Source organism: Allobosea sp. BE125 (assembly GCF_031456075.1).
Lineage (GTDB): Bacteria > Pseudomonadota > Alphaproteobacteria > Rhizobiales > Beijerinckiaceae > Allobosea.
In genome coordinates this window covers 963,977-983,190 of sequence record NZ_JAVDTY010000001.1, presented here as the reverse complement: position 1 = coordinate 983,190, position 19,214 = coordinate 963,977, and the positions used below count along the sequence as shown (strand labels likewise).

The window sequence follows — 19,214 nt, the reverse complement described above, 5'->3', positions numbered from 1 at the left end:
TGCAATCTCTCGAAGGGTTGCTCGCCGAAATCGAGGATCGCAACGCTCCTGACATGACGAAACCCGCATCACGTCCTACATGCAGGCGATGAATCGCGAACGTCCAGACGACCTGCCGGATGCCGAGATGGAGGATGAGGAGGAAAGCCTCCCGCTTCCCACGCCCGCGGCTGATCTCACAGAGGCAACTCCCGGCGCGCTGAAGCACGGCATCGAGGTGATCGCCGGCTTCGCCAGGCATCTGCCGGGCAAGCCCGGCGTCTATCGCATGTTCGATCGTGCGGGCGAGGTGCTCTATGTCGGCAAGGCCAAGAACCTGAAGAACCGGGTCACGGCCTATGCCCGCGGCATGGCCCATACCAACGCCGTCGCGCGCATGATCGCCGAGACGGCGAATATGGAGTTCGTCACCACCGGCACCGAAGCCGAGGCGCTGCTGCTCGAATCCAACCTGATCAAGCAGCTGCGGCCGCGCTACAATGTGTTGCTGCGCGACGACAAGTCATTCCCCTATATCCTGCTCAGTGGCGACCATGAGGCGCCGCAGATCGCCAAGCATCGCGGCTCGCGCCAGCGCAAGGGCGATTATTTCGGCCCCTTCGCCTCGGTCTGGGCGGTGACGCGCACCATCGACGCGCTACAGAAGGCCTTCCTGCTGCGCTCCTGCACTGACAGCTTCTACGAGAATCGCACCCGGCCCTGCCTGCTGTTCCAGATCAAGCGCTGTTCCGGACCCTGCACCGGAGAGATCTCGATCCCCGACTATCAAGGCCTCGCCAGCCAGGCCCGCGATTTCCTGTCGGGGCGCTCATCGACCGTGAAGCAGACCTTGTCCGCCCGCATGCAGGAGGCGGCCGAGGAGCTCGAATTCGAGAAGGCGGCGCGCTATCGCGACCGGCTCGCGGCGCTCTCGGCCGTGCAGGCCGGGCAGGACATCAACACGCAAGATGTCGAGGAGGCGGATGTCTTCGCCATCGACGAGCAGGCCGGGCAGTTCTGCGTCGAGATCTTCTTCTTCCGCAACCACCAGAACTGGGGCAACCGGGCGCTGTTCCCGCGCGCCGACAAGAGCTTGACCCCGGCGGAGGTCCTGGCTTCGGTGGTCAGCCAGTTCTACGACGACAAGCCGCCACCGCGCCTGGTGCTGCTCTCCCATCCCGTCGAGGAGATCGAGCTGATCGCCCAGGCGCTCTCGACCCGCGCCAACCGCAGGGTCGAGGTCGCGGCACCCAAGCGCGGCGAGAAATACGATCTCGTCGCCCATGCCCAGAAGAACGCTCGCGAGGCGCTCTCCCGCAAGCTGGCCGACAATGCCGGCCAGCAATCGCTGCTGGCGGCGCTGGGCGCCGCCTTCGGCATGGAGAAGCCGCCGCGCCGCGTCGAGGTTTACGACAACTCGCACATCATGGGCACCAATGCGGTCGGCGGCATGATCGTCGCCGGCAAGGACGGCTTCATGAAGAGCCATTACCGCACCTTCAACATCTCGACGGACACCATCGCGGGCGACGATTTCGGCATGATGCGGGAGGTGCTGCAGCGACGCTTCGCGCGGTTGGCGAAGGAGAGCGGGGGAGCAAGCCCAGTCCCCGAAGAGGGAGATGTCGGGGGTTCGAGTCCCTCTCCCGCTACCATCCCTGAGACCAGCCCGAAGCCTGAAGACGACGCCGCCTTCCCCTCCCGGCCCGACCTCGTCATCGTCGACGGCGGCAAGGGGCAGTTCGAGGCGGCGCGGAAAATCATGGCCGAGCTCGGCGGCAGCGATGTTCCCCTCGTCGCCATCGCCAAGGGTGCCGACCGCAACGCCATGCGCGAGACCTTCTTCATGGCCGGCCGCGAGCCTTTCAAATTGCCGCCGCGCGATCCGGCGCTCTATTTCATCCAGCGGCTGCGCGACGAGGCGCACCGTTTCGCCATCGGCACCCACAGGGCCAAGCGCAAGCGCGACACGATGAAGAACCCACTCGACGAAATCCCCGGCATCGGCCCCTCGCGCAAACGCGCGCTTCTGCTGCATTTCGGCACGGTGAAGGCGATCCAGCGCGCCAAGCTCGACGACCTGATGCGCACGCCCGGCGTCAACGCCGCCACCGCCAAGGCCGTGCACGAATTCTTTCATGATGCTTGAACGTATTTGCGACCTCGCGTCCTTGCGTGTTGACGCTGTCGCAAACGCGCTGCTTTGGTGATGACCGTGACGATTCTTCCAGAAGCCATAAGGCGGCGGGGCCCCTGGTCGCTGCCAAACCTCCTGACCTACGGCCGGATCCTGGCGATCCCGGCGCTGGTCGGCCTGCTGTTCTGGCCCAAGGACGACTGGGTCCGCTGGATCGCGCTCGCCGTCTATGTGCTGGCGGCCGTCACCGACTATCTCGACGGCTGGATCGCGCGGGCCTGGAGCCAGCAATCGGCGATCGGCCGCATGCTCGATCCCATCGCCGACAAGCTGCTCGTCTGCGCGCTGCTCCTGATGCTGGTCCATACCGAAACGATCAAGGGCTGGGCGATCTGGGCCGCGATCGTTATTCTCTGCCGCGAGATCCTGGTCTCAGGGCTTCGCGAATTCCTGGCCGAGCTGAAGGTCAGCGTCCCCGTCAGCAAGATCGCGAAGTGGAAGACCACGGCGCAATTGCTGGCGCTCGGCTTCCTCGTCGCCGGCCCCGCGGGCGACACGGTGCTGCCTCACAATACGCAGATCGGCATCGTCATGCTCTGGGTCGCGGCAGGGCTGACGATCTATACCGGCTGGGACTATTTCAACGCCGGCATCCGCCATCTCGTCGAGGAGGACACCCGCACGCCATGACGCAAGCGCTGACCCAGGCTCGCACTGTGAAGCTGGTCTATTTCGCCTGGGTTCGCGAGCGCATCGGCGTGTCCGAGGAGACCGTCGCGCCGCCGGCCGGCACGGAGACGATCGCCGATCTGGTGCGCTGGCTGAAGACGCGCGACGAGGGCTATGAGGCCGCATTCGAGAACGAGGCGATCGTGCGCGCCGCGATCGACCACCATCACGTCAAGCCGAATGCGGCGATCGCGGATGCCCGCGAAATCGCCTTCTTCCCCCCGATGACCGGCGGCTAGAGGCCGCCATGTATCTCGGCAAAAAACGCGTGTCATCCCGGGCGACCGAAGGGAGACCCGGGATCCATTCCGGAACCGCTCAGGAATGGATCCCGGGTCTACGCTTCGCTCCGCCCGGGATGACGGCGCGGGTGTTGTCTGAGCAGGCCAGTGCGCGCGCAGGGTTGAACACCCTATGACGCCCATCATCCGCATCCAGCGCGAGGATTTCGATCTCTCTGCCGAGATTGCGGCGCTCATGGCCGGCCGCAGCGATATCGGCGCCGTCGTCAGCTTCGCCGGGCTCTGCCGCGACGAGGGCGGGCGACTGAAGGCGCTCGAACTGGAGCATTATCCCGGCATGGCCGAGGCCGAGATCGCCCGCGTCGCTGAGGAAGCGGCGCAGCGCTGGCCGCTCTTGGGCCTCGTTGCGATCCATCGCCACGGGCTGGTCGCGCCGGGCGAGCAGATCGTGCTGGTCGTGGCGGCTTCCGCCCATCGCCGGGCTGCGTTCGAGGCCGCCGAATTCCTGATGGACTACCTCAAGACCCGCGCGCCGTTCTGGAAGCGCGAGCATCTGCTCGACGGCACGATTGGCGGCTGGGTCGAGGCGAAGGATGCCGACGACGCGGCAGCCCAACGCTGGGAGTGAAACGATGAGCCGCTGGCTGGGCCTGCTGATCGGAGTGCAGCTTCTGGCGAACACCTCCGCCAGCGCGGCCGAGCTTCGCAGCAAGGTGTTTCGCGACTGGATCGCCGGCTGCGACAACCTCAACCAGTGCGTGGCGCTGTCTCTTCCGGGAGAGAATGCTTCGCCCGGCATCGCCTATCTCAAGCTGGAGCGAACCGGTGGCGCGCTGGCTGCGCCGACGCTCACGCTCAATCTGCGCGACGAGAAGCTGAAGGAGAGCTTCTCTGCCGAGCTGACGCTGGACGACGCAGCTTTCCCGATTGCAGGGCGCACGTTCAAAGGCTCCTCGATGGACGGAGAGGTCGGCGAGGTCGGACTACCCGAGGCGGAGATCGCGGCGCTGCTCGCGGCCGCGCGCAAGGCAACGAAGCTTGCAGTGCGCTTCGAGGCCAAGAGTTTCGCCGTCTCGCTCGCGGGCGCGGTCGCGGCGATGATCTGGATCGATGAGCAGCAGGGAAGGCTTGGGACGGTCGATGCGCTGATCCGCAAGGGCGACGCGCCGGCCACACGCGTGCCGCCGGCGCGGACCATGCCGGTGATCACCGCGCGGGCGACGGCAAAGCTGCCGAAACCCGATGCGAAGACGGCGCGGGCGATCGCCGGCGCGGTACGCGACCAGGTCAAGGCCGGCGGCGCGACTGATTGCGACAATAGCGGCCCTGTCCGCGAGCCCGACCGCATCTGGCCGCTCGACGCCAATCGCAGTCTCGTCGCGCTGCATTGTGGCACCGGCGCCTATAATTCCGCGACCGGCTACTGGATCGTGACCGGCAATTCAGGCGCGAATGCGAAACCTGTCGCCTTCCCGGGCGAGAAGGGCAACATCCTCGTCAACGCCGAATACGACCCGGAGAGGGGACAGCTCAGCTATTATGGCAAGGGCCGTGGCGTCGGCGACTGCGGCAGCGCCGCCAACTACGCCTGGACCGGATCTGCCTTCGTGCTGACCTCGCTGACCCGGATGGAGGTCTGCCGGGGCCTGCCGCCCGACGACTGGCTCTCGCTGTTCCACAGCGAGGTGAAGGTGGTGAAATAGTCCCCGCCGTCATGGCCGGGGCTATCTCTCAAGAACAAACCCTTGTCCCGACCATCCGCGCCTTCCCGGCTCACGGCCCGTAGTCCAGGGGTGCATGCTCGCCACAGGGGCGAGCATGACGGCAGAGGAGTGCGGCTGGAGCGGTCTTCGATCCGATTGGATCGCTCAACCGCTTCAGCTCTTTGTTTCAACGCGTTTTCGTTACGCGAACCGGGGTCCACTTCGCGCCAAAACGCTCTGGCAGCTCACGCCGCCTTGGACTGCGGCCGCACCGCAGCCGAGTAATCCTCCATGATCACCTTGCCCATATTGCCGGTGATGAAGGAGTAGGGCCCGATCTCGGAGACCAGCGTCACCTCGGCGGCCGAACCGGTGATGAAGCACTCGTTGAAGCTCTCCAGCTCCTCGGGGCGGATGCGGCGTTCGACCACCTCGAAGCCACGCTTCTTGCACTGCTCGATCACCGACTGGCGGGTCAGACCGTTCAGGAAGCGGTCGGCGAGTGGGGTATGGACCACGCCGTCCTTGATGAAGAAGATGTTGGCGCCGGTGCATTCGGCGACATTGCCTTCCCAATCCAGCATCATCGCATCGGCATAGCCGGCGCGCTCGGCCTTGTGCTTCGACAGCGAGCAGATCATGTAGAGGCCCGCCGCCTTGGCATGGACCGGGGCGCAGGCCGGATCGGGCCGGCGATAGGTTGCGACGTCAAGGCGCACGCCCTTCAGCTTCTGCGCCATGTCGAACATGCTCGGCCACTCCCAGACCGCGATCGCGGTATGGATGGTGTTGTTCATGCCCGACACCGCCATCATCTCCGAGCCGCGCCAGGCGACCGGGCGGATATAGGCGTCCTTCAGCCCGTTTTCCTTGAGGCAGAGTTCCTTGGCGGCATCGAGTTCGGCAACCGAATAGGGGATCGTGAAATCCATGATCTCGGCCGACTTGTGGAAGCGCTTGGAATGCTCGGTGCCCTTGTAGATGACGCCGTCATAGGAGCGCTCGCCCTCGAAAATGCAGGAGCCGTAATGCAGCCCATGGGTCAGTACGTGCACCTTGGCGTCCTTCCATGGCACGAGCTTGCCGTCGAACCAGATGACGCCGTCGCGCTGGTCGAAGGGAATGACTGACATGGGGTGCTCCTCTTGCACATCCGGTTTTGAACATCCGGCTCGGCCAAACACCGCCACAACGGCGTAAAGCGCGCAAGTCCAGATCAAAAAATGCGCGGCAGCGGCCTATTGCGACATATTCCGTCGCCGTGCACGCTTGACCGGTAATCTTACGTCTGAGATATGTCAACATCACTGACGTATAGCGGAGATGCTCCTGGTGACGGACACGCACGCTCGACCGATCGACCTGGCCAAAGCCCCGGCAATGACCGAAGAGGTTCCCTTCGATCTGATCGAATTGCTGTTCTTTGCCTATCGCGATTTCGTCGGCGATCCCGACCGCATCCTGTCTGAATACGGCTTCGGACGGGCCCATCATCGCGTACTGCATTTCGTCCTGCGCCGCCCGGGCCTCACAATCGCCGAGCTGCTCGACATCCTCCAGATCACCAAGCAGAGCCTGAACCGTGTCCTCAAGGAGCTGGTCGAGACCGGCTATGTGGAGCAGCGTACCGGCGTCCAGGACAAGCGTCAGCGCCATCTCCACAGCACGCCGGCGGGGGAAAAACTCGCCCTCAGCCTGGTGCAATTGCAGGCCAGGCGCATCAACGCCGCTCTCGACGGCATCGGGCCCGAGGCGGCCCCAATCGTCGCACGCTATCTCGCGGGGTTGATCGACGCATCGGAACGCCACAAAGTGCAGAGCTTCCTCGCCAAGCCTCGATGAGCGAGGCGGCAAGCAACACGCCAGCGTCACCATGGCGTGCCAGAAGGATGGCTTGGCCGGCATGCCGGGTGCCGCCCCGGCCCGAAAACAAGGATGTGAACAGCCGATGGCCGCCGCCAGCGCGCGACAACCGCTCCCCGACGAAGCGCCCCATATCCTTGTGGTCGATGACGACCGCCGCCTGCGCGATCTGCTGGGCCGCTTCCTCGGCGACAATGGCTACCGCATCACCACCGCCGCCAGTGCCGCGGAAGCCGATACGCGGCTGACGAGCTTCGTCTTCGACGCCATCGTGCTCGACATCATGATGCCGGGCGAGAACGGTTTCGATTTCGCCAAGCGCTTCCGCTCCGATTCCGCCATCCCGATCCTGATGCTGACCGCTCGCGCCGACAGCAAGGACCGCATCAACGGCCTCGAACTCGGCGTCGACGACTACCTCGCCAAGCCCTTCGAGCCGCGCGAATTGCTGCTGCGGCTCGGCAACATCCTTAAGCGCACCATCGTCGTCGATACAGCGCAATCCGCGACGCGCCCGGATTTCGTCCGCTTCGGCCCCTTCGTCTACGGGTTGGCGCGCGGCGATCTCCACAAGGGCGAGGAGATGATCCGCTTGACCGAACGCGAGCGCGAAATCCTGACCGCACTGGCCGAACGCGCCGGCGAGGTCGTACCACGCGAACAGCTCGCCGCCCAAGGCAGCGCCGCCAATGACCGCACCGTCGACGTGCAGATGAACCGTCTGCGCCGTAAGGTCGAGCGCGACCCCGCCGATCCGCTTTATCTGCAGACCGTGCGCGGCGTCGGCTATCGTCTCGTGACGGATCGCGCGTGACACCCGTCCAGCCCGCCGATCGCCGGTCGCGCCTGGCCCGGGCGGCAGGGCTGGGCGTGAACCGGGTGCTGGCGGCGAGCGCACGCTGGCGCGCCAGCCTGAACAACACGCTGAAACCGATGCTGAAGGCCGCCGGCCGGCCGCTGCACGGCATCGCGCGCTACATGCCCAAGGGGCTCTATCCGCGCGCGCTCGTCATCGTCATCGCGCCGGTCGTGCTGCTGCAATCCGTCATCGCTTATGTCTTCATGGAGCGGCATTGGCAGACCGTGACGCAGCGCTTGTCCTCGGCCGTCTCGGCCGACATCGCCATGTTGATCGACGTCTATGAGAGCTATCCGCAGGACGCCGACACCACGATCCTGTCGCGTATCGCGGCCGACAGGCTCGGCATGGATGTCGATATCCTGCCCGATTCCGATCTGCCGGCGCCGGGCCCGCGGCCCTTCTTCTCGCTGCTCGACAACGCGCTCTCGACCGAGCTGAGCCAGCAGGTCGCGCGGCCGTTCTGGCTCGACACGGTCGGCCGCTCCAGCCTGATCGAGATCAGGATAAAGCTCGGCAAGAACGTGATGCGCGTGCTGACGCGGCGCAACTCGGCCTATGCCTCGAACAGCCACATCTTCCTGCTCTGGATGCTCGGCACCTCGCTGATCCTGCTGACGATCGCGGTGCTGTTCCTGCGCAACCAGATCCGGCCGATCCTCAAGCTGGCCGATGCGGCGGAGGCCTTCGGCAAGGGCCGCGACGCCGAGTTCCGTCCACGCGGCGCACGCGAGGTCCGCCGCGCCGGCAACGCCTTCATCGAGATGAAGCGCCGCGTCGAACGCTCCATCGGCGAGCGCACGACGATGCTGAACGGCGTCAGCCACGACCTGCGCACCATCCTGACCCGCTTCAAGCTCTCGCTCGCGCTTCTTGAGCGCTCCACCGAGATCGACGCGCTTGAAAAAGACGTCGACGAGATGAGCCGCATGCTCGAGGACTATCTCGCCTTCGCCCGCGGCGACGCCGGCGAAGCGGCGGTCGAAACCGACATCCGCGCTCTGCTCGAGGAATTGAAATTCGACGCGGAAAGGCAGGGCCACCAGACCGAGCTCGAGGTCGTTGGCGACCCGCTCGTCGTGATCCGGCCTGACGCCTTTCGCCGCCTGCTGACCAACCTCGTCTCCAACGCCGCCCGCTTCGGCGACCGCATCGCCATCCGCGCGATGCATGACGCACGCTATCTGATCGTGATGGTCGAGGATGACGGCCCTGGCATCCCGCCCGAGCAGCGCGAGGAGGTCTTCCGCCCCTTCTTCCGGCTGGACGAAGCCCGCAATGTCGACAGCGGCGGCACAGGGCTCGGCCTCGCCATCGCCCGCGACATCGCCCGCGCCCATGGCGGCGACATCATCCTGGCGGATTCGAGCCTGGGCGGATTGCGGGCAACGGTGCGGCTGCCCGTCTGACCAGAGGCTGTTAGGGACTTTGGGGCCCGGTAGATCATCTCCGGAAGCCTGTCGGCAAACGCAAATCGTCCCGGCGGCAGCCGGGACGATTTGCTGTTCCTAGCGAATGAATCTGGCCCGCTGTTACCGGCGGCGCCAGAACGCCCAGCGGGCCGTCTCGTTCACCCGCTCCACATCGCTGCGCGACAGTGCGATGTCCGAGAGCGCGGAGTCGTCCATGCGGTAGAGCGCTCGCGCGCTGGCTCGCGCCGTGAGCCAATCCTCCAGGCGCAGGAACAGGCCGTTAAGCCCATGCGCGCTGCGATGTGCGGTGAAGGCAAGATTTTCTGTGGCGATCATGGCCGGCATGGCGGCCTCCTGTGATAGATGTCCTGCCTATAATTTGGGGGTTGTGGTGCCCCTAAGCAAATGAGAAGTTCTTTGCTTCAGCCCAAGCAAAACTTGGCCACACCATGACCCGCCGCCAGCTCCCGCCCCTCACCTCCCTGCGCGCCTTCGAGGCTGCGGCGCGGCACCTCAACTATGAGCGGGCGGGTGACGAACTCGCCGTCACCGCCAGCGCAGTCGGCCAGCAGGTGAAGACGCTTGAAGCCTGGCTCCGGCGGCCTCTCTTCCTCAGGCTGCCGAGCAAGGGCATCGCGCTGACGGGCATCGGACAGCGCTATGCCGCCTCGATCTCGCAATTGCTCGACCAGCTCGACGAGGCCACGGCGCGGGCGCTGCGGCCCGATGCGTCGAACGTCCTGACGGTCAGCACCATGCCGAGCTTCGCCCTGAGCTGGCTGATCCCGCGTCTCGGCACGCTCAAGCAGCACCACCCCGAGCTCGAGGTTCGCATCTCGGTTTCGCTGCACCTGACCGACTTCGCGCGCGAGGACGTCGATGTGGCGGTCCGCTACGGGCCCGGCGGCTACGAGGGCCTGCACTCCGAGCTGCTGATGGCGGAGAGTTTCTTTCCCGTCTGCAACGCGGCGCTGCTCAACGATCCGGCCCGCCCATTGCGCCAGCCCTCGGATTTGCGACACCATACCTTGCTGCACGAGCATGCGGAGGGCATCCCGGACTACGTCACCTGGCCAAAATGGCTCGCCTTCGCTGGTGTCGACGACATCGACGCGACGCACGGACCGCGCTTCTCGCACACCTTCCTCGCCTTGCAGGCGGCGGCCTCCGGCCAGGGCATCGCGCTGGCGACGAGCGCCCTGATCGGCGACTATCTCGACGCCGGGCGCCTCGTGCGCCCGTTTCCGCAACAGTTGCAGAGCTCCTTCCAGTATTACGTGGTCTGCCCCGAGGCCTCCGCAGAGCGGCCCGCAATCGCCGCGTTCCGCAGCTGGATCCGCGAAGAGGCCGCCAAGCACGCCGATCTGCGCTGATCACGGCGGGCGGCCAGTACGCCACGGCCGCCGCTCCGAATGGCAGTAGCGTCCGGCCTCACCTCATCGCATCATGGCGCCCAGTGAGCGAAGCACGGCTTCCCGACCGGGGGACAGGGGGAACAGATGGCGGTGGCGATGAGAATGCTCCTGCTCGCGGCTCTGCTGGCGCTGCCCTGCGCCGCTTCGGCTGAAGAGGTCGTCGAACTCGGCGGCGGCCTGTTCGGCGGCGGGCGGGCCTTGCTCAACAAGCCCGCCGGCAAGGCCAGGGCCGGGCTCGTCCTGCTGACCGGCGGCGACGGCTATGTCGGCATAAGCAGCGGCGGCGATGTCGCCCGGCAAGGCAACTGGATCGTGCGCATGCGCGGCGCCTATGCCCGCAGCGGCATCGCCAGCATCCTCGTCGATGGCGATGCCGACCCGAGCAAGGCGATCGATCTCATGCGCAGCATCGCGCCGCGCGTCATCGTCGTCGCGATGAGCCGGGGTTCGCTCAAGGTCCCAGGCCTGCTCGCGTCGCGGCCCGACGGCGTCGTCTTCGTCTCGTCGATGCTCGACGACGTCCGCGCCACGCTGGGCGATCCCTCGCGCCTGCCGCCGACGCTGGTCGTGCATCATCGCCAGGATAGCTGCCGCGTGACGCTGGCTGACTCGGTCGCGCCCTTCCAGGCCTGGGCCGGCAATCGCGCCAGGACGGTCTGGATCGATGGCGGCACCTCGACCGGCAATCCCTGTCAGGCGCAAGCCTATCACGGCTTCATCGGCCGCGAAGGCGCCGTCGTCTCCGCGATCACGGGCTTTGCAGGATCGCTGCGCTGATGCGTTTAGGAGGTCGCGGGTCAATGGCCGTGCTCCGGCCGGATGACGTTCAGGTGCAGCAGGCGGGAAGCCGCGAAATCGATGAAGGCGCGCACCTTCGGCGCCAGGCGCTGGCCGCTGGGCACTACGAGCTGGACCGGTGACGGCGGCGGCTCGAACTCCGGCAGCAGACGGACCAGCGTCCCCGCCGCCAGGTCGTCTACCGCCTGATAGGACAGCAACCGCGCCAGACCGCGCCCGGACCGAACCGCGATCAGCACCGCCTCGACCTCGTTGATGATGAGACGCGGCGTGATCGCAATGCGCGAAGACCGCCCCCCTCCCCGGAAGCGCCAGACCAGGTCGCTGCCGGCGCCGACGCTGGCGATGACGTCATGCCCCGCGATGTCGGCAAGGCGCTTGGGCGCAGGCCGGCGCTGCAGATAGGCCGGAGAGGCCACCAGCACGCGCCTGACCTCGCCGACCTTGCGCACGACCAACCGCGAATTGGGCAGCGCCCCGATCCGCAGCGCGACATGCAGATCCTCCTCGATCAGATCGAGATTGCGATCGGCCAGCACAAGCTCGACCTGCAGCTCGGGATGAAGATCGAGGAACTCAGCGACCAGCGGCGTGACATGCCGCCGCCCGAAGGCGAGCGGCGCGGTTAACCGCAACAGGCCGCGGACCGGCGCTGCCGCCACGCCGCCCAGCGATTCCTCGTAATCCGCCAGCATACGCCGCGCCGCGACCGCCAGTTCCTGCCCGGCTTCGGTCGGCGTGAGCTGGCGGGTGGTGCGGGCGATCAGCCTTGCGCCGACACGCTCCTCGAGTCCGGCGAGCGCGCGCGTCACTGCCGGGCGCGAGCGACGCAGGCGCCGCGCCGCCCCCGCAAGGCTGCCGGCATCGATGATGGCGACGAAGATCGCGAGCTCGTCGAGACGATCCACGGACTGTTCCAGGTAGTGAAATTCTGAAGTCAACGGATAGCAGATTTTCTTCGATGACTGGAACGATCATCTTGCGGGCGTCCTTCAGCGAGGTTCCCGTTCTTCAGCGAGATTCCAATGACACAGCCCCGGATCGTTCTTCATGGCACGCCGCTCTCCGGCCATGCCCACCGCGTCGAATTGCTGCTGCTGGCGCTCGGCCTGCCCTATGAGCTTGCCGCAGCGCCCGCCGACATCCGCCGCAGCGACGCCTTCCGCAAGCTGAACCCACTGCAGCAGATCCCGGTGCTGCAAGATGGCGAGCTCACGCTCTGCGACAGCAACGCGATCATGGTCTATCTCGCCAGGCGCTATGGCGCCGGCAGCCAATGGCTGCCGGAGGAACCGGTCGCGGCGGCGCAAGTGCAGCGCTGGCTCTCGATCGCCGCGGGCGAGGTCATGCACGGGCCGGGCAGCGCCCGCCTGATCGCGCAGTTCGGCGTGGTCGATGACCCCGCACGCGCCGGCCGGATCGCCAGCAAGCTGCTCGGCTTCATGGAGGAGCATCTGACCGGGCGCGACTTTCTCGCCGCCGACCACCCGACGCTCGCCGACCTCGCTTGCTTCTCCTATGTCGCACATGCGCCGGAGGGCGGCATATCGCTGGTGCCTTATCCCGCCCTGCGGGCCTGGATCGCCCGGATCGAGGCGCTGCCCTTCTTCAAGGCGATGCCCGCATCGCCCTTGCCCAAGGCGAGTTGAACGCCATGGACGGCACGCCCTTCCACCCAGGCGAGCTGGAGGCGCAGGCCCTGGCCGGCACGGGCTCGCGCGGCGCCGGCATCCGCGAGATCATGCCGGAGCAGCACCGCATCTTCTTCGGGCAGCTGCCGCTGCTCTTCGCCGCTGTCGGCGACGAGACCGGCCACCCGATCGCAACCGTGCTGAGCGGCGACCCCGGTTTCGTCCGCAGCCCGGCGCCGACGACGCTCTCGATCCGCGCCCTGCCCGCTTCGGACGATCCCGCCGCCCTTCACCTCAGGCCGGGCCAGCCGGTCGGCCTGCTCGGCCTCGAATTCCCGACGCGCCGGCGCAACCGCGCCAACGGCCTGATCACGGCGCGCGACACTGGCGGTTTCTCGCTCGCGGTAACGCAGAGCTTCGGCAACTGCGCGAAATACATTCAAGCCCGGACACCGCAGCCAATCGCGCCTGCCGGTAACGGCTCGTTCGAGCCCATCGCGCGGCTCGACGACGCGGCGCGCGCCTTGATCAGCCGTTCAGACACCTTCTTCGTCGCCAGCACGAGCGAGGCGCGCAAGCTTGGCGGGCTCGACATCTCGCATCGCGGCGGCAGGCCTGGCTTTGTCGGCATCGATGGCGAAGTGCTGAGCGTGCCGGATTTCGCCGGCAACAACTATTTCAACACGCTCGGCAATCTGCTGCGCGATCCTCGCGCCTGCCTGCTCTTCATCGATTTCGAGAACAGCGCGATGCTGCAGCTTCAGGGCCGCGTCGAGATCGTCTGGTCGGGGCCCGAGGTCGCACGGTTGACCGGCGCCAAGCGGATCTGGCGCCTGCATGTCACCGGCGGCTGGCGCCGCCACGCTGCGCTGCCGCTGCAATGGTCGCCGCCCGAACCGGCCGCGACCACGCTTGCGACTGGCGTCTGGGCTTAGAACGCGATGGTTGACCGGAACCGCCACCGTCATTCCGGAGCAGGCTGAAGGCTTGCCCCGGAATGACAGAGTGGTTCAAGCGAGAATCATCGGACTAGACGACACTGCCCGCGCCTCAATCCGCCTGCGGATACCGCACCAATTGCTGCGTCGCTGCGCCTTCGAGCATGATCTCGCGCTCGAAGACGAAGCCGGATTTCTCGAGCACGCGGCGCGAGGCCGGATTGGCCGGACGCACCAGCCCGATGACACAGCCTGCCCGCAGCGGGCCGAACGCGACCGCCAGAGCCTCCGCCACGAACTCGGATGCAAAACCCTGCCCCCAGGAGGTGGGGTCGAGATGATAGGACAGGTTGAGGCCCTCGACGCCGGGCTTCACCGTCAGGCCGCCAAAGCCGATCAAAGACCCTGACTGCTCGATCGCCCAGCGCCCGAAGCCGTGCTGCCGCCAATGCGCGATGTCACGAGCCAGGCGCTCGGCGCTCGCCGTGGGCGTGTCGGGAATCGGATGCGGGCGATGCGCCACGAGTTCGGGCCGCTGGAACAGCGCGACCACGAAGCCGAGATCGTCGGGCCGCGGGATACGCAGCACGAGGCGGCTGGACCGGCGAGAGGCCACCGCCTCATGCTGCTGCGAATGCTCCGACATGGGTCGTTCAAGCAGAACCGCGCGGCAGGCTCAATAGAGCCGCCCGCCATCCGGCACGGCCAGGGTCGGTGCGAGCAGCACGACCTCGCCATCGGCGTCCGGCACGCCCAGCGTCAGGACCTCGGACATGAACTTGCCGATCTGACGCGGCGGGAAATTTACCACCGCCAGGACCTGCCTGCCGGGCAGATCCTCCGGCCGATAATGCTTGGTGATCTGGGCCGAAGACTTCTTCAGCCCGATTGTGCCGCCGAAATCGATCACGAGCTTGATCGCGGGCTTGCGCGCCTCGGGATAGGGCGCGGCCTCGACGATCGTGCCGACGCGGATGTCGACCTTGAGGAAATCGTCGAAGCCGATCGTGGCGGCGGGTTCCGAAGAGATGCTCAAAATTCCTCCCAAGCCTTGTCATGGTCGCGTTTTGACATGGTCGCCGCCCCAGCGGTGCCCGTGGCCCGCGCGGGCCGGGGAACAGCCGCGCGCGGTGCGGCGGCCACCGCCGCCTGCATCGTCTTGGCCATGGCCTTGAGCCCGCCGATATCGCCGCCGAGCTGGAAGCGCGCCACGAGTCCGCCGAGCCTGTCGGCCTCCTGCGAGAGCGAATGCGCGGCAGCGGTCGATTGCTCGGCCATGGCGGCGTTCTGCTGCGTCCCCTGATCCATCTCGTTGACGGCGCTGTTGACCTCCTGGAGGCCGGCCGCCTGTTCCTGCGCCGCGCTGGCGATCTCGGCAACCAGCGAGGTCACGCGCGTGATCTCCTCGGCCATGCGCTGCAGCGCACCGCCGGTCTGCCCGACCAGCGTGACGCCCTTCTCGACCTCGATGTTCGAGGCCGAGATCAGGCCCTTGATCTCCTTGGCCGCCTCAGCCGAGCGCTGCGCGAGCGCACGCACCTCGGAAGCGACGACGGCGAAGCCCTTGCCGGCATCGCCGGCGCGAGCCGCCTCGACGCTGGCGTTCAGCGCCAGCAGATTGGTCTGGAAGGCGATCTCGTCGATGACGCCGACGATCTGCGAGATCTCGTCGGCCGATTTCTCGATGCCGCCCATGGCCGCCACCGCGTCGCGCACGATCGAGGTCGACTGCTCGGCCTCCGTCTTGACCTGGCTTGTCGCCTGGCTGGCGAGGCGAGCGCTCTCGGCGGTTTGGCGCACGGTCGCGGTCAATTCGTCCAGCGCTGTCGCGGTTTCTTCGACGGAGGAGGCCTGCTGCTCGGTGCGCCCGGCGAGATCATCCGCCGCCTGGCTGATCTCGACCGAGCCCGCCTTCATGCTTTCGGTATTGGTCGCGATCTGCCGCATCGTCTCCTGCAGCTTAGCGATGGCGGCGTTGAAATCGTCCTTCAGCTTGGCGTAGTCGGTGCTGAAGGCCTCGTTGATCCGGTAGGTCAGGTCACCCTCGGCAAGCCGTTCGAGGCCGGCGCCGAGCGCCTGGACGACGCCCTCCTGCGTCCTGGACGCCTCGGCCCGCTCGGCTTCGTTGTGCCTCCGCTCGCTGTCGGCCGTGTCTCGCTCGGCATTGGCCTGCGCCTCGACGCGGATCTTGTCGGCCTCCATCTCGGCTTTGGCGAGGCCGGCATCACGGAACACGACGAGCGCGCGCGCCATCGACCCGACTTCGTCGGACCGCTCCTGATAAGCGATCTCGGTCTGCAGATCGCCGGCGGCAAGGCCGTTCATCGTCTTGGCGGTCGAGGCGAGCATGCCCGAGGCCCTGCGGCTGAGGAAGATCACGACGCCGAGCATGACGAGGCCGAGCGGCACCAGCACCTTGGCGACATCGCCGATCACGCTGGTGAACGCAGCATCGACATCGTGGACATGCAAGCCGGAGCCGATCGCCCACTGCCATTTCGGCACGGCGATGACATAGGAGATCTTGAGCGAAGGCTCCTTGTCGCCCGGCTTCGTCCAGCCATAGTCGATGAAGCCGGCGCCCTTCGTCTTGGCCAATTCGATCATGTCCTTGACGAAGAACTTGCCGGTCGCATCCTTGAGCGGCGACATGTCTGTCGTCTCGATCTTCTTATTGGCATGCGAGACGCTGATGTGGTCGAAATTGATCACGAAATAGTAGTTGCCGTTGTCGAAGCGGGCGTTGGAGATCGCCTCGATCGCCATCTTCTTGGCATCGGCCTCCTTCAAATCGCCTTTCTCGGCACGCGCGAGATAGCTGTTGACCGTAGAGGCCGCGGCTTCGACCGCATTCTTCATCTCGGCGCGCTTGAGCTCGATCATCTCCTTGCGCGCCTCGAATAGCGTGAAGCTCACGCCGCCGATGGCGATGACGGATGCGAGGATCGCGACCAGTCCGAAGGAGCGGCCGATCGACAACATGGCAAGTTTCTTCATCAGCGACACCGCGGCCCCCGCGCAAAGTGAGATTCCCCACATTTGCGTGAAATGGCTAAGGGTCGCTTAACGATGCCTCGTTTCCGCCATGTTGCTGGCAGGCCTCAGATCGCCGGCACATAGTCCTCGGCATCGCCGCCGCGCGGGCGCTCGTCACTGCGTTCTCGGCGGCGGATATGCGGCCGCTTGCCCGAACACAGCGCCCGCGCCATCCCGCGCAGCGGCGCGGTGAGCCTGTGAACGTCCTCGATGCGCGCCATGATCGCGCCGGCCGTCTTCAACTCGCGATCGAGCCGCGCCATCGTGCGCGAGAGCTCGGGCTCGTCGTCGCCGAGCCAGGTCTCGCCGACGCGCGCCATCAACAGCACCGCGCCCTGCACGCGCAGGCCGCCAAGCGCATCCTCGGTCGGGATTCCGGCCGAGGCGAGCATATAGCGCCAGGAATTCACCGCGCCGCGATTGAGGGCGGCAAGCGTCAGCGGATCGCGCCGGATGACAGGCATGATCCGGCGCAGACCCGCCTTATAGGGTGCGAGCGCGTCGAGCCGGCGCATCACGAGGTCGAAGAGCCGCTCGCGGATGGGCTCGCCCGCGAGATCGTCGGAAGAGCCCGCCAGCACGGCGTCATCGACGAGGCGCGTCAGCCCGCCGAGCATGGCGAGCTTGGAGGGGAAGAGGCTGCGCAGGCCGGAGAGCGGCAGGCCCGCCTCCGTGGCGATGTCGCCGAGCTCGATCTCGCTCCAGGCGCGGTCGGCGGAAAGACGCATCAGCGCCTCGATCGCTCGCTTGCGCGGATCGCTCGGCGGCGCGGCGGTTTCGGCTGTCGGGGAAACGGGTTTGCGGGCCATAGGAGATCTCCTCTCGCGACGCGATCGGATAAAACTAGGCCCCGATCGCGACCGTTGAAAGGCCGATCAGCCCGAAAGCTCCCCGGCGCGACGTTTAGCGGCAGCCACCGCCCGGCCCATCAGGGGCTTGAGCCCGTCATCGGCCATCAGGACCTCGAGGGCCGCGGCCGTCGTCCCGCCCGGCGAAGTCACGTTCTGGCGCAGGGTCGCAGGCGAAAGCGACGACTGGAACAGCATCTCGCCCGCTCCCTCGATCGTGGCGCGCGCCAGCCTCTCGGCGATCTCGGGCGGCAAGCCCGCCGCCGCGCCCGCCGCCGCCAGGCATTCGACGAGATGGAAAACATAGGCCGGCCCGGAACCGGAGACGGCTGTCACAGCATCGATCAGGTTCTCATTGTCGAGCCACTCGACCTTGCCGATGCTGCCGAGCAGCGCGTCGGCCGTCGCTCTCTGCGCCGCGCTGACACCGGGTCCGGGAGCCGCCGCCGTGGCACCGCGCTGCACCGAGGCCGGCAGGTTCGGCATGGCGCGGATCAGTGCGGTCGCGTTCGGCAGGCGCGCGGCGAGATCGCCCAGCGTCTTGCCGGCGAGGATCGAGATCAGCAGCGTCTTGGGATGGATGAAGGCCTGGACGGCGGGCGCCGCCGTGTCGAGCATCTGCGGCTTGGTCGCGAGCACCACGACCTCGGCCGGAGCGATGGCGCCGGGCGCGGGGTTGAGCACCATGCCTTTCTCGGTCGCGAGCGCCACCATCTCATCGGAGGGTTTGGGGTCGATCAGGCTGATGCCGGCCGGGTTCATGCCGATGCGCAGCCAGCCCTCCAGCATCGCCCCCCCCATCTTGCCTGCGCCGATGAGGACGAGGGTTTTCGGCAAGGGGCTGGACATGGCGGTCTCTCGCAAGGCGGCAACGGGCGTCATGCTCGGGTTTGACCCAAGCATCTCTCTTCGGCAAGCATCTCGCTTCGGGAAGCCTTCTCGTCATGAGATGCCCGGGTCAAGCCCGGGCATGACGAAGACCGAAAGCTCAGGCCTCGCCGACCGTGTCCAGCATAGCGCCTTCGAGGCCTTCCTTGGCCGTCTTTCCCGCCCAGACCACGAATTGGAAGGCCTGGAAATAGCGCTCGCAGGCGTCGATCGCCGCCTTGATCAGCGCGGCGGCCTGCTCGTCGGTCGGTTCCGCCCCGCCCGAGAGCAGGAGGGCGTGGCGATACATCACCACGTTTTCCGAGCTCCAGAGGTCGAAATGGCCGAGCCAGAGCTGCTCGTTGACGAGGCTGACGAGCTGCAGCACCTCAGCCCGGCGGCGATCGGGCACCTTCAGGTCGAAGGCGCAGGCGATATGGATCGCCTCGACCTCGGCGAGCCAGGTGATGGCGACATGATAATCGGACCAGCCGCCCGTGACCGCGACGGAGAGTTCGTCGTCGCTGTCTCGGTCGAAGGTCCAGTTGTTGAGAGCGGCTAAGCGTTCGATCAGGTCGAGGGGGTTGGAAGGCCGGTCGATTTCAGCGTCCAGGTCAAGATCCATCATGCCCTAAGGTCCAACTGCCGACATCCGCACAAGCGGTCCGACACGTTCGAGAACGGGAACACGGCGACTGGAAAGCGCAACGGACACAACCCGACTGCCAGAGCGCGCTGGCCTGCGCCCCGTTTCCGG

General features: G+C 66.6%; 21 protein-coding genes. 12 read left to right on the top strand and 9 right to left on the bottom strand.

Features of this window, described 5'->3' with window-relative positions:
• Positions 1–79: 79 nt before the first annotated feature.
• The 5 genes from uvrC to J2Y55_RS04595 all read left to right on the top strand — a co-directional run bounded on the left by uvrC (position 80) and on the right by J2Y55_RS04595 (position 4,790).
• Positions 80–2,128 (top strand): excinuclease ABC subunit UvrC, encoded by a 2,049-nt coding sequence (gene uvrC / locus J2Y55_RS04615; RefSeq protein ID WP_404978810.1) that lies wholly within the window; start codon positions 80–82, stop codon positions 2,126–2,128.
• Between the two features lie 60 nt (positions 2,129–2,188).
• Positions 2,189–2,806 (top strand): CDP-diacylglycerol--glycerol-3-phosphate 3-phosphatidyltransferase, encoded by a 618-nt coding sequence (gene pgsA, locus J2Y55_RS04610; protein WP_069692765.1) that lies wholly within the window; start codon positions 2,189–2,191, stop codon positions 2,804–2,806.
• A gap of 26 nt (positions 2,807–2,832) precedes the next feature.
• On the top strand, positions 2,833–3,084 hold the full coding sequence (moaD, locus tag J2Y55_RS04605; protein WP_310148726.1) for a molybdopterin converting factor subunit 1: 252 nt from the start codon (positions 2,833–2,835) through the stop codon (positions 3,082–3,084).
• A 175-nt stretch (positions 3,085–3,259) separates the two neighbouring features.
• On the top strand, positions 3,260–3,715 hold the full coding sequence (locus J2Y55_RS04600) for a molybdenum cofactor biosynthesis protein MoaE (protein ID WP_310148174.1): 456 nt from the start codon (positions 3,260–3,262) through the stop codon (positions 3,713–3,715).
• 4 nt (positions 3,716–3,719) lie between these two features.
• Positions 3,720–4,790 carry a DUF1176 domain-containing protein gene (locus J2Y55_RS04595; protein ID WP_310148171.1) on the top strand — a complete coding sequence of 357 codons (1,071 nt, stop codon included), beginning with the start codon at positions 3,720–3,722 and terminating at the stop codon, positions 4,788–4,790.
• A 245-nt stretch (positions 4,791–5,035) separates the two neighbouring features.
• Here the strand turns inward: J2Y55_RS04595 and J2Y55_RS04590 are convergent, their stop codons facing one another.
• Entirely contained in the window at positions 5,036–5,923 is an 888-nt protein-coding gene (locus J2Y55_RS04590) for a branched-chain amino acid aminotransferase (RefSeq protein WP_310148169.1), read from the bottom strand.
• 190 nt (positions 5,924–6,113) lie between these two features.
• On the opposite strand from J2Y55_RS04590, the gene J2Y55_RS04585 reads away from it, so the two are divergent.
• The 3 genes from J2Y55_RS04585 to J2Y55_RS04575 all read left to right on the top strand — a co-directional run bounded on the left by J2Y55_RS04585 (position 6,114) and on the right by J2Y55_RS04575 (position 8,921).
• Positions 6,114–6,632, top strand: coding sequence for a MarR family winged helix-turn-helix transcriptional regulator (locus J2Y55_RS04585; protein WP_404978809.1), 519 nt, complete (start codon positions 6,114–6,116; stop codon positions 6,630–6,632).
• A gap of 106 nt (positions 6,633–6,738) precedes the next feature.
• Positions 6,739–7,467 carry a response regulator gene (locus J2Y55_RS04580; RefSeq protein ID WP_069692771.1) on the top strand — a complete coding sequence of 243 codons (729 nt, stop codon included), beginning with the start codon at positions 6,739–6,741 and terminating at the stop codon, positions 7,465–7,467.
• A 119-nt stretch (positions 7,468–7,586) separates the two neighbouring features.
• Positions 7,587–8,921, top strand: coding sequence for an ATP-binding protein (locus tag J2Y55_RS04575; RefSeq protein ID WP_310148720.1), 1,335 nt, complete (start codon positions 7,587–7,589; stop codon positions 8,919–8,921).
• Between the two features lie 123 nt (positions 8,922–9,044).
• On the opposite strand, the gene J2Y55_RS04570 is transcribed toward J2Y55_RS04575, so the two are convergent.
• Positions 9,045–9,269: a DUF1127 domain-containing protein gene (locus J2Y55_RS04570; RefSeq protein ID WP_310148165.1), complete on the bottom strand. Its 225-nt coding sequence runs from the start codon at positions 9,267–9,269 to the stop codon at positions 9,045–9,047.
• A gap of 104 nt (positions 9,270–9,373) precedes the next feature.
• Between J2Y55_RS04570 and J2Y55_RS04565 the strand changes: the two genes are divergently transcribed.
• Both J2Y55_RS04565 and J2Y55_RS04560 read left to right on the top strand, forming a co-directional pair.
• A complete protein-coding gene (locus J2Y55_RS04565) occupies positions 9,374–10,297 on the top strand; it encodes a transcriptional regulator GcvA (RefSeq protein WP_310148162.1) in 924 nt (307 codons plus the stop codon).
• 138 nt (positions 10,298–10,435) lie between these two features.
• The gene (locus J2Y55_RS04560; RefSeq protein ID WP_310148159.1) at positions 10,436–11,116 is read left to right on the top strand and encodes an alpha/beta hydrolase; all 681 of its coding nucleotides are present in this window, start codon (positions 10,436–10,438) and stop codon (positions 11,114–11,116) included.
• A gap of 20 nt (positions 11,117–11,136) precedes the next feature.
• Here J2Y55_RS04560 and J2Y55_RS04555 read toward each other — a convergent pair whose 3' ends face one another.
• Positions 11,137–12,045 carry a LysR family transcriptional regulator gene (locus J2Y55_RS04555; protein ID WP_310148156.1) on the bottom strand — a complete coding sequence of 303 codons (909 nt, stop codon included), beginning with the start codon at positions 12,043–12,045 and terminating at the stop codon, positions 11,137–11,139.
• Between the two features lie 117 nt (positions 12,046–12,162).
• On the opposite strand from J2Y55_RS04555, the gene J2Y55_RS04550 reads away from it, so the two are divergent.
• Positions 12,163–12,786, top strand: a complete 624-nt coding sequence (locus J2Y55_RS04550) for a glutathione S-transferase (protein WP_310148153.1) — start codon at positions 12,163–12,165, stop codon at positions 12,784–12,786.
• 5 nt (positions 12,787–12,791) lie between these two features.
• Positions 12,792–13,703, top strand: a complete 912-nt coding sequence (locus J2Y55_RS04545) for a pyridoxamine 5'-phosphate oxidase family protein (RefSeq protein ID WP_310148150.1) — start codon at positions 12,792–12,794, stop codon at positions 13,701–13,703.
• A 115-nt stretch (positions 13,704–13,818) separates the two neighbouring features.
• Here the strand turns inward: J2Y55_RS04545 and J2Y55_RS04540 are convergent, their stop codons facing one another.
• From J2Y55_RS04540 to J2Y55_RS04515, 6 genes are all read right to left on the bottom strand, one after another.
• Positions 13,819–14,352 (bottom strand): GNAT family N-acetyltransferase, encoded by a 534-nt coding sequence (locus tag J2Y55_RS04540; protein WP_310148146.1) that lies wholly within the window; start codon positions 14,350–14,352, stop codon positions 13,819–13,821.
• A gap of 30 nt (positions 14,353–14,382) precedes the next feature.
• Entirely contained in the window at positions 14,383–14,736 is a 354-nt protein-coding gene (locus J2Y55_RS04535; protein ID WP_310148717.1) for a tRNA-binding protein, read from the bottom strand.
• Positions 14,737–14,738: 2 nt separating this feature from the next.
• Positions 14,739–16,688: a methyl-accepting chemotaxis protein gene (locus tag J2Y55_RS04530; protein WP_310148143.1), complete on the bottom strand. Its 1,950-nt coding sequence runs from the start codon at positions 16,686–16,688 to the stop codon at positions 14,739–14,741.
• A gap of 119 nt (positions 16,689–16,807) precedes the next feature.
• On the bottom strand, positions 16,808–17,551 hold the full coding sequence (locus J2Y55_RS04525; protein ID WP_310148141.1) for a TetR/AcrR family transcriptional regulator: 744 nt from the start codon (positions 17,549–17,551) through the stop codon (positions 16,808–16,810).
• A gap of 66 nt (positions 17,552–17,617) precedes the next feature.
• Complete coding sequence (proC, locus tag J2Y55_RS04520) at positions 17,618–18,439, bottom strand: pyrroline-5-carboxylate reductase (protein ID WP_310148138.1); 822 nt, start codon at positions 18,437–18,439, stop codon at positions 17,618–17,620.
• Between the two features lie 139 nt (positions 18,440–18,578).
• Positions 18,579–19,085 carry a type III secretion system chaperone family protein gene (locus J2Y55_RS04515; protein WP_310148135.1) on the bottom strand — a complete coding sequence of 169 codons (507 nt, stop codon included), beginning with the start codon at positions 19,083–19,085 and terminating at the stop codon, positions 18,579–18,581.
• Positions 19,086–19,214 lie beyond the last annotated feature (129 nt).